General features: G+C 59.7%; 7 protein-coding genes and 3 pseudogenes. 4 read left to right on the forward strand and 6 right to left on the reverse strand.

Going from position 1 to position 8,430, the window contains the following annotated elements; genetic code table 11:
* Together IQ16_RS44105 and IQ16_RS44110 are read left to right on the forward strand one after the other, a co-directional pair.
* On the forward strand, positions 1-222 hold a 222-nt coding region (locus IQ16_RS44105; protein ID WP_145832232.1), incomplete at its 5' end, for an integrase core domain-containing protein.
* A gap of 147 nt (positions 223-369) precedes the next feature.
* A pseudogene (locus IQ16_RS44110) lies at positions 370-1,004 on the forward strand (transposase); the annotation flags it as partial.
* On the opposite strand, the gene IQ16_RS44115 reads toward IQ16_RS44110, so the two are convergent.
* The gene (locus tag IQ16_RS44115; RefSeq protein ID WP_162130962.1) at positions 913-1,239 is read right to left on the reverse strand and encodes a hypothetical protein; all 327 of its coding nucleotides are present in this window, start codon (positions 1,237-1,239) and stop codon (positions 913-915) included. The pseudogene IQ16_RS44110 and the gene IQ16_RS44115 sit on opposite strands and share 92 nt — an antisense overlap.
* A 332-nt stretch (positions 1,240-1,571) precedes the next feature.
* On the opposite strand from IQ16_RS44115, the gene IQ16_RS44120 reads away from it, so the two are divergent.
* Together IQ16_RS44120 and IQ16_RS44125 are read left to right on the forward strand one after the other, a co-directional pair.
* Positions 1,572-1,901: a hypothetical protein gene (locus tag IQ16_RS44120; protein WP_016848551.1), complete on the forward strand. Its 330-nt coding sequence runs from the start codon at positions 1,572-1,574 to the stop codon at positions 1,899-1,901.
* Between the two features lie 142 nt (positions 1,902-2,043).
* A pseudogene (locus tag IQ16_RS44125) lies at positions 2,044-2,593 on the forward strand (transposase); the annotation flags it as partial.
* Here IQ16_RS44125 and IQ16_RS44130 read toward each other — a convergent pair.
* From IQ16_RS44130 to IQ16_RS44150, 5 genes and pseudogenes are all read right to left on the reverse strand, one after another.
* Positions 2,581-2,832, reverse strand: a pseudogene (locus tag IQ16_RS44130) (transposase); the annotation flags it as partial. The pseudogenes IQ16_RS44125 and IQ16_RS44130 overlap by 13 nt on opposite strands.
* 552 nt (positions 2,833-3,384) lie before the next feature.
* Positions 3,385-4,431: a D-alanine--D-alanine ligase family protein gene (locus IQ16_RS44135; RefSeq protein ID WP_011090946.1), complete on the reverse strand. Its 1,047-nt coding sequence runs from the start codon at positions 4,429-4,431 to the stop codon at positions 3,385-3,387.
* On the reverse strand, positions 4,422-5,285 hold the full coding sequence (locus IQ16_RS44140; RefSeq protein WP_014498636.1) for a 7TM domain-containing protein: 864 nt from the start codon (positions 5,283-5,285) through the stop codon (positions 4,422-4,424). Before IQ16_RS44140 ends, IQ16_RS44135 begins: the two co-directional genes overlap by 10 nt.
* Positions 5,282-6,904 carry a gamma-glutamyltransferase family protein gene (locus IQ16_RS44145; protein WP_014498635.1) on the reverse strand — a complete coding sequence of 541 codons (1,623 nt, stop codon included), beginning with the start codon at positions 6,902-6,904 and terminating at the stop codon, positions 5,282-5,284. Before IQ16_RS44145 ends, IQ16_RS44140 begins: the two co-directional genes overlap by 4 nt.
* A 7-nt stretch (positions 6,905-6,911) precedes the next feature.
* Complete coding sequence (locus tag IQ16_RS44150) at positions 6,912-7,964, reverse strand: KamA family radical SAM protein (RefSeq protein WP_016848546.1); 1,053 nt, start codon at positions 7,962-7,964, stop codon at positions 6,912-6,914.
* Positions 7,965-8,430 lie beyond the last annotated feature (466 nt).

Consider the following 8,430-nt stretch of genomic DNA (forward strand, 5'->3'; position numbering starts at 1 on the left):
GGCAAGGGCGCCTGGCGCGACAACGTGTTTGTCGAGCGGCTCTGGCGCACGGTCAAATACGAAGAAGTTTATCTCCGCGCCTACGACAGCGTGTCCGAGGCGCGAGCGTCAATTGCCAAGTATCTGGCCTTCTACAATCAGGGACGCCCTCACTCGAGCCTTGACGGGCGCACGCCCGACGAGGCTTACTTCGGCACGCAAGCTATGGTGATGGCCGCATGACCGTCGCCGACGATTTTGTCGTCGCTCTGGTCGGGCTACGCCCTCCCGACGCAACGACAAAACCGTAAAGCCCCGCGTTCAGCATAACCCGGCAGGAATCCACTTAAATCCAGCGGGGCGCTGTCCAAACAACCGGGGCCAGCTCTGGCGCATGACCTCATCACCAGCCCGGCCTATGTGGTGATCAAGGCCGCGAACGAGTTCAAGGACAAGACGACGGCCGTCAGTCAGCTCTGGCAGACCGACTTCACCTACCTCAAGATCACCGGATGGGGGTGGTACTATCTCTCGACCGTGCTTGACGACTTCTCGCGCTACATCGTGGCCTGGAGGCTTGGTCCCACCATGTGCGCTTCCGACGTCACAGCCACCCTCGACCAGGCACTCGCTGTATCCGGCCTTGACCACATCGCCGTCGCGCACCGGCCAAGGCTTCTCAGCGACAATGGTTCGAGTTACGTGGCGGACGATCTGGCCAAGTGGCTCGACCAGAAGGGCATGCAGCATGTGCGCGGCGCTCCGTACCATGACCCAGGGAAAGATCGAGCGGAAAGATCGAGCGCTGGCATCAGACGCTGAAGAACCGCATCCTGCTCGACAACTACTACCTGCCCGGTGATCTCGAACGTCAGGTACGGGCCTTCGTCGAACACTACAATCACGTCCGTTATCATGAGAGCATCGACAACCTCACAGCAGCCGATGCCTACTTCGGCAGGGCCGAGGCGATCCTCGCAGAACGAAAACGCATCCGAGGGAAACGATCCATTTTTCCATCATGACCGTGATCCCAAGCTCTTTTTCCGTCTCTATCCTTGCTGCGTTGAGTGCTGCGACCGCTTGCGTTTGGTCGACAAACGAACCCTCCAAGGTGGTGTTCGGAAGAGTAAATAGAGTGTCGTCATGGTCCAGAATCCAGGGAAACCAGCCGTACTCGATCGCATTTGTAAGAAAGTGTTCGTGCGGGTCTGGCCTAGCCTCTTTTAGATCGTACGAGGCAATAAATGTGGGCATCATGGTTGCTCCACTCTGCGGCGCACACGCGGACTTGGAGGCACGCGGACATGACTCGACGCCGTGGAGAGTGAAAACCCGCCGCTGTTCCTGCCGCGCCCACGCTGCCAGTGAAGTTGGCGGCGGTGACTCGGCGCTCACGGCTCCGGAAGCGCTGTCCCCACCACGCGCTGCAAACTTCGGTGGCCAGCCTTCGCCCTTGGATTAGCGAGACCGACCACCTCCCCGAGAGGCTCAATTCCAAGGGCGCTACCAGACAGTATCGCTGAGAACGACTGGAAGCACCTACCAAGATTGGTTGGTGCCGATCTGATGTGGCCTGGGGCAAATGCGCCATGGCGACTGAATTAGATACGATTTTTGATGTGATTGAGCGTCACCGCGAGCTTTCCGCGCAGCACGCCGCCGCGGCATCGGTATCCTCGAAACTTGTCGCAGGTCCCGAGTTTGATGCCGCCGACGCGATCAGCGAGGAAAGAGGGTTGGCTCTCGAGGAGTATGCAGACGTGCTCATCCACTCCAAGCCTACTACGCTTGCGGGCGTAATCGCCCTGAGCCGCTACGTAGCCAGCCTACCGGCTTGGCTGCTGTCTGATGAAAATGATTGGCACCAATCGTTTCTGAGGACGCTGGCGGACGCGGTGGATGAGATCGGTGTGAGGTAGCGCCACCTCTGGAATTGAACCGGCCGGTGCGCGGGAAGCGCAAGAGAGCTATCGCTGAAAGTTGGTGACGGCGGAATCGCAAAGGCGGCACCCCGTGGGGGGGCTTGACGCCTCCACTTCTCCACCGAAGGAGCGATATGCCGTGTCCAACGATAACGTCATCCAGCCGATTCAGCCAGGAATCGTTGACGATCAACTCACAGAAGTCTTGCGCAACGGGGCACGTGCCTTCTCGCCAAGGCGGTCGAGGCCAAAGTCGCAGACTTTCTCGGCCAGCATGCCGATTTGAAGACCGCGGACGGCCACCAGCGCATCGCGCGCCACGGTCACCTGCCGGAGCGCGAGGTGATGGCCGGCATCGGTCCGGTCGCCGTCCGCCGGCCGCGTGTACGCGCTCGCGAGGCGGCCGCTACCTGGGCGCCGGTTCTCTCCGTCGATGCTGCGGCCAACATGCGCCACTCCAAGTCGATCGAGACACTGCTGCCGATCCTTTACCTGAAAGGGATCTCGACCGGCGACTTCTCCGAGGCGCTGCCGGCGCTGCTCGGCAACGATGCTGGCGGGTTGTCGGCATCCGCGATCGGCCGGCTGCAGGACGTCGGATTGACGAGCACGCCGCGTGGCAGAAGCGCGATCTGTCGGCGAAGCGCTACATCTACATCTGGGCCGACGGCATCCATTCCAAGCACCGCCCGCACAGCGCTTCGTCAGACAGATTGTGCATATGTTTGAGGATGAACAGCCCGGCCACGAGCCTCGTTGGCAGCGGCGGCTGGCCCGGCCCGGTGCGACACACCGAGCTGAAGCGCTTCGCCAGAAAATCCCAATCAATCTCCGCCGCAAGCCGCACCAGCGGATGACGAAGGTTGATGATCGCATCCAGAGAAGCCCGAAATAGGTCGTCCTGGCGATCGTCGCGCGGCTGACTCACGGCCCGTTCTCCAACAGCGAATCTTGCCGTCAAAGGAATCACGATCCACCAAAATCCGGTATCCCAAAACGCAAGAAACCGACCCTCCCCCCGGCTTTCTTGCAAAATCGAATACTTGCTCAGGTTAAATCATCGCGACGTATCAATCGCTTCCGAATTCTTCACGGGCGGCTAGCGAAGAATTTGAGGAGCTGATCTCGTCGCAGCGTCTTGCGAAAGATGACGACTCCTGAAACATCCGAGCCATGCACCTTGCCAGTCTCCCGGCGCACCAACTGTAAAGCTAAGATAACGAGGCAGTCGGTACCGGTCGTTATCGCGGTCTGCATATGTCGCCGCATTTCCCGCCAGGTCCTTTCGCGCACGCAAGCCGTTTCCGCCCATCCCTCCGGAAGTGCCGGCACCAACAACCCGAGCGCACAGCTTCAGCGATCGTCTGCATCATCAGTTTCGAGTCCGGCAGGAAAACCGCCCTCCATTTGCCTGTGCAAACATCGCTATTGTTGCTCCGCCGAACCATACGATCGACAAAAAGTGACAGCTCTCAACACACTACCCAGCGGCATAATAAATCCGCTCGCGATTTGACGGTTGTTCGGCCTGGGAAATGCCAGTTCCGAAATACCGCGCGTGGGCGACGTCGAGGATACCGTTGACCAAACTCGAGAAGGTGTACCCGGCGGCTTTCGCGGCCAGGACATAAGACGCGCCGATACCGAGTGCGGCCATCGAGTTGATCTCCAGGACAAAGGGGTGCCCGGAGCGGTCGATCCGGATGTCGACGCGGGCGTAATCCCGGCAGCGGCAGGCGCGGAAGGTCGCAACCGAAATATCCCGCAGTATTGTCGCGAGATTGCTCCCGACCTGCGCCGGGCAAATCTTCTGGGGCTCCACGACCGCCATGTGCATCTTGTCTTCCCAAGTGATAAGACGCGTCTCGCGCTCGCCGAAGTCCTGCTCCACCAGAGGCAACGCCTCAAGCTCTCCGTTTCCCAGCAGGGCAACGCAGATCTCCCGCCCTTCGATGTATTCTTCTACGAGTGCATCCTGCGCATATTGCGTGACGATCACTTCTACGGCCTGTCTCAACTGGGCGGGCTCATATACGAGCTGCAATCCGAAGCTCGTGGATTCATGACGCGGCTTTACTACCAACGGGAAGCACAGATCGCCGGTACTCTCGGTGCCCCTACGCATCACACGAAAGTTCGGCGTCGGCACGCCGCAATCGCGGATGAGCTGTTTGGTAATGGCCTTGTCGAGCGCCAGTGCGTGCCCGAGCGGGCTGGAGCCGGTGTACGGAACGCCAGCCATCTCGAGCATGGCCGGAACGTGCGTGTAGCGGCACTCGCCCTGAATTCCGTACGCCATGTTGAAAACGATCCCTGAAGGGCGGGCTTGCGAATCGGGTGGCATGAACCGCTCAAGCGTCGCGAGCAGTCCTTTATCACCTTCGCACAGCAGCGTGTCGTGGTTACCCTCTTGCAGTGCCGCCACCACGCTTTCGACCGTCTTGCGGCCGTATTTCTCCGGGCAAGGTTGACCGAAGTGGTTGATCACGCCCCTATGATCATCGTTCCACACGACGGCTACCCGCATGAGCTGCTCCCTGTATGTTGCCGGCTTTCACGTTCATTCGCCTGGATTTGGCAGATCGAGAGGGACGGCTCGCCTGGAGTGCCCGCGCCCCAAGGCCAGGCGACGAGCGGGTTCACTCCTTCCAACAAGCGGAAATCGAGATACTTGTTGATTAGCAAAATGCACCCGGCCTGCACCAACAGCAGTTCCGGGAATCGCAGGAAGAGTTCCAACGTGCCTGGCAAACTCGATAGAGCCACGATGATGAGGGCGGCCAACACCGTCGTGAAGGCGCGCCAGATCGCTTCACGGACTCCATTTTGGTCGAGCACTTTTGCGAAGCTTTCGCAGGTCAAACACAAGGCGATAACCGGAAAGAACGCAATCTCACGAAGCCAGGCGATATGCCACCATTCCCCCGCGGTCAAAGGCGCAAACAGCAGCGCTGCCGCCAAGCTCAACAGCACAGCCACTCGCGCGTAACTGTGGTCTGTCTTGAGCAGCGGCCGCAAGGCGACAACGACGAGGAGTACGAACAGCAGGAAGGCAAGGCTGATCGGGATGCTGACGGTATCGAAAGCCATCGCCAACAAGATCGGCCGAAGAAGCCCCAGCACCCTGACGCCAAGAGTGAGGCGAAAGAGTACGACGAAGACAGCTCCCAAGGAGACGAACACCACGCTCTCGGCTGACTTGTGGAACTGGGCCGGTAACTCTGTGAGCGAAACAAAACTCGCACTGATGGACGAAGTCGATAGCATCGGCAGTTTGGCGAGCGCTACGCCGAGCGGCAGGACAAAGAGGCCCACGAGCAACCAATCGGTCTTTGGCGCGGCGTCCGCCGAGGCATTCTTATTTCTGCACGTTTCACTCAAGAGAGCACCTCCACCAGGCCATCACGCCGGGGATCGGCAGCGCCTTTCGCGCTTCCGTCAGTCATGAGTTGGAGCGCGTTGACCGAACCCATCGCAAAATTGAGTCGTGATTTGACGATTGGGATGCGGTTACGGGCGCGCAATCTTGCCAACAGGGCATTGCTGGCTGCCGGCCGCTCGATCCAGACTTTGCGACCGACCAGTCCATGTACGCGAGGCGCCGCCACAGCGTCCGTGATATCCAAGCCCAAGTCGATGACTCCACTTAGGACATGGAGAATTGCCGAAATGATCCGTCGACTGCCGGCGGCGCCCAGTGCCAGGAGCGGGCGGCCGGTGGCGCCCTGTAACACCAGCGTTGGGGCCATGTTCGAGCGCGGTCGACAACCTGGTCCGAGCTCATAGGGGTGAGAAAGGCGGGGACACGTGCACAGATAATTGTTGTAGAGGAAACCCAGATCCCGGTGTGCCACCTTGGCGCCGAACACCGATTGGATAGACTGTGTCAGCACTACAATGATGCCATCTCGATCGCAGACCGAAAGATGGGTCGTATCGCCCGGTTCTTCGGCACTGTCGGTCGCGAGCTCTTTGGTACTTTGCGGCGCCAGGATGCTATCTGCGACTTGCCGCGCGTAATCTTCGCTCAACCGCCCTTGACGCGATTGCGGAATGAGATCATCGGGCAGCAACGGGCGGAGCTCCCGCTCGCGAAAGACGGCGGATGACGCGAGCGCGATCGCTTCGTGCCAGCTATCGTCGGATGACTCCGAGTTTGTCGCTGATATCTGCGCGATGATGTTAAGTGCAAACAAGAGTTGCAGTCCGCCGCTAGGCGGCGGGATGCTGAGAATCCGATGGCCGCGATAGGACGTCGAAACCGGCTCCACCTGTGCGGGCGGACCGCAGCTTGCTAGATCTTCTTCGGTGATGAGACCGCCGGCCGCTCGCATATCGGCTGCGATCTGCCGGGCAATTCCGCCGTGATAGAAGTCCTCGGTGCCGAAATCGGCCAACCGGCGAAGCGTGCCCGCGAGCTCCGGTTGTCGAAACATGTGGCCGATTTCCGGTGGCAGACCGTCTTGGAGAAACAGCTCACCGGCCGGCGATGCTCGCAGATCATCGGCCACCCATCGGGCTTGTCGGTGCTGCAATGGCGTGATCGGATAGCCTTCTTCCGCAATGCGGATCGCTGGCGCCATCACAGTTTCGCGGCTGAGCACGCCGTATTTCCTGTGCGCCCAGTCCAGCGTCGCGGGAGTCGATGGAATCGTGCAGGAGCGATACCCGCGCCGCTGCTGGCCCGCTTTGATCGTGTCGAGCGAAGCGGCTGCGGGCGCACGGGAATGTCCGTCGATGATCCGAATTCGATCATCCGCAAAACGGACGAGCAACACGGTCTGCCCGCCCAGACCCGATGCACTGGGTTCGCACACGCAAAGCGCCCAGGCGGCGGCCACAGCGGCGTCGATCGCGTTTCCGCCGGCGCGCAGGATTTCCACCCCGGCTTCGGTAGCGTTCGGGAAAGCCGTCACCACAGCCTCGTGGCGCTGCCCTACGGAAGCGGCAGGGCCGTCGAGCTCCACGCGCTCCAAGTTGGGCATCAGCATCGCGCGCATTTCGATCTCAGCCTTCGGGCAAATCGTCCAACCAGCAGGCGCCCTCGACGTGCCGCCGGGAAAAGACCTTTCCGAGTTCTTCGGGAATCTTGTTTTGATGATATCGCATATACACGCGGCCATCGGCACCAAGGTCGAGAACCTCGATCTTCCCCGTGTAATGGGACATGATGTATTTGAACGTCTTCTGGATACCGCTGAGACGTCGGTTGATGCCGCGCGCGATCTCTATACCGCGCCGCAGCGAGACCTGAAAGTGCGATGCGCCTTTCACCGGCCTGCCTTGAAAAAGATAATAAGGGCGGACGCCCATTTGGTGACACTTTGCAAAGGTCGCCGCCAAGATTTCGGGATCGTCGTTGACTTTCGCCAGAAGCACGGACTGATTCAGAAACTGCACGCCCTGTGCGCGTAGCGCGCGAATGTTGCGCTCCGCATCGACCGAGATCTCGCCGATGTGGTCGAAATGCGCGACGATCACTGCGGTCTTTCCCGCTTCACTGATCCGCCGGAACAACGCCGGGAGTGCGGGATCCTCAAACCGCCTGGGTGCGAAGGCGACTATTTTTGTGCCGAATCGAATTGACTCCAAGTGCGGGATCGGTAGCAGATGATCAAGAATCTTGCCGAGCTTAGCGGTGCTGAGCACGAACGGGTCGCCTCCAGATAGCAGCACGTTCGTCATCTCAGGATGGCCGGCGATATACTGCGCGACCCGGGCGAAATCGGGCGCGATCTCATCGGAGTCCTTGCCGACGATGCGTTTGCGAAAGCAGTAACGGCAATAGGACGCGCAACGGTCCGTTACCAGCAGCAGACCGGTCTGCGCGTATTTGTGCTGAAGCCCGGGCACGACGGTATTGTCATGCTCGCCGCTGGTGTCAAGACTTCCGGGACTCTTGAACTCAGCAATTGTGGGCTCTACAATGTATTTAAGCTGGTCGTAGTAGCCACTGTTGGTGATCTGATCGCGATAAAAATTTGTGGCGTGATACTGCGTGATGTTGTTGGCTTGCAGCTCACTCTCGGTAATGGCGCGCGCGCCCTCGATGAAATTCATGACCGCGGTGTGCGGCCGCAGGCCGTGCGCGATAGGCCGTGATGAGGTGCGCAAACCCGCGCCTCCGGGGTTGTCAGCATGAACAACTCCTTGTTGATCTTGTGATGAGGACGGTATCTCGACCACCGGACGTCTTCCGGTGGCGACGCGAGCTTGCGCAGATCGGCCTAGCATCTTGTTCGTCATAGCTGATTCTCCCCAGCGCGTGGACCGGAACTGATCCCCGGGCAAAGTCTGGACTAGCAATTGATGTGCCACCAGAGACTCTGTGTAGTTAAGCTTCAATGACAATAGGATGATGCGTCTCTTCTGCGCAGCACGAGACGCAGAGTCGGGTTGCCGACATTGTGTCACCAGCCGGACGCGAGTGAATACTAGTACCCACTTTTCTTGGAACGTGAGTCGTGATTCAAGGTCGGGATGATACCCGAAGCAAGAGAAGTCCACCTTTCGAGGAAAGATCGCA

Source organism: Bradyrhizobium huanghuaihaiense (genome assembly GCF_007830635.1).
In the GTDB taxonomy this organism is placed as follows: Bacteria; Pseudomonadota; Alphaproteobacteria; order Rhizobiales; family Xanthobacteraceae; genus Bradyrhizobium; species Bradyrhizobium huanghuaihaiense.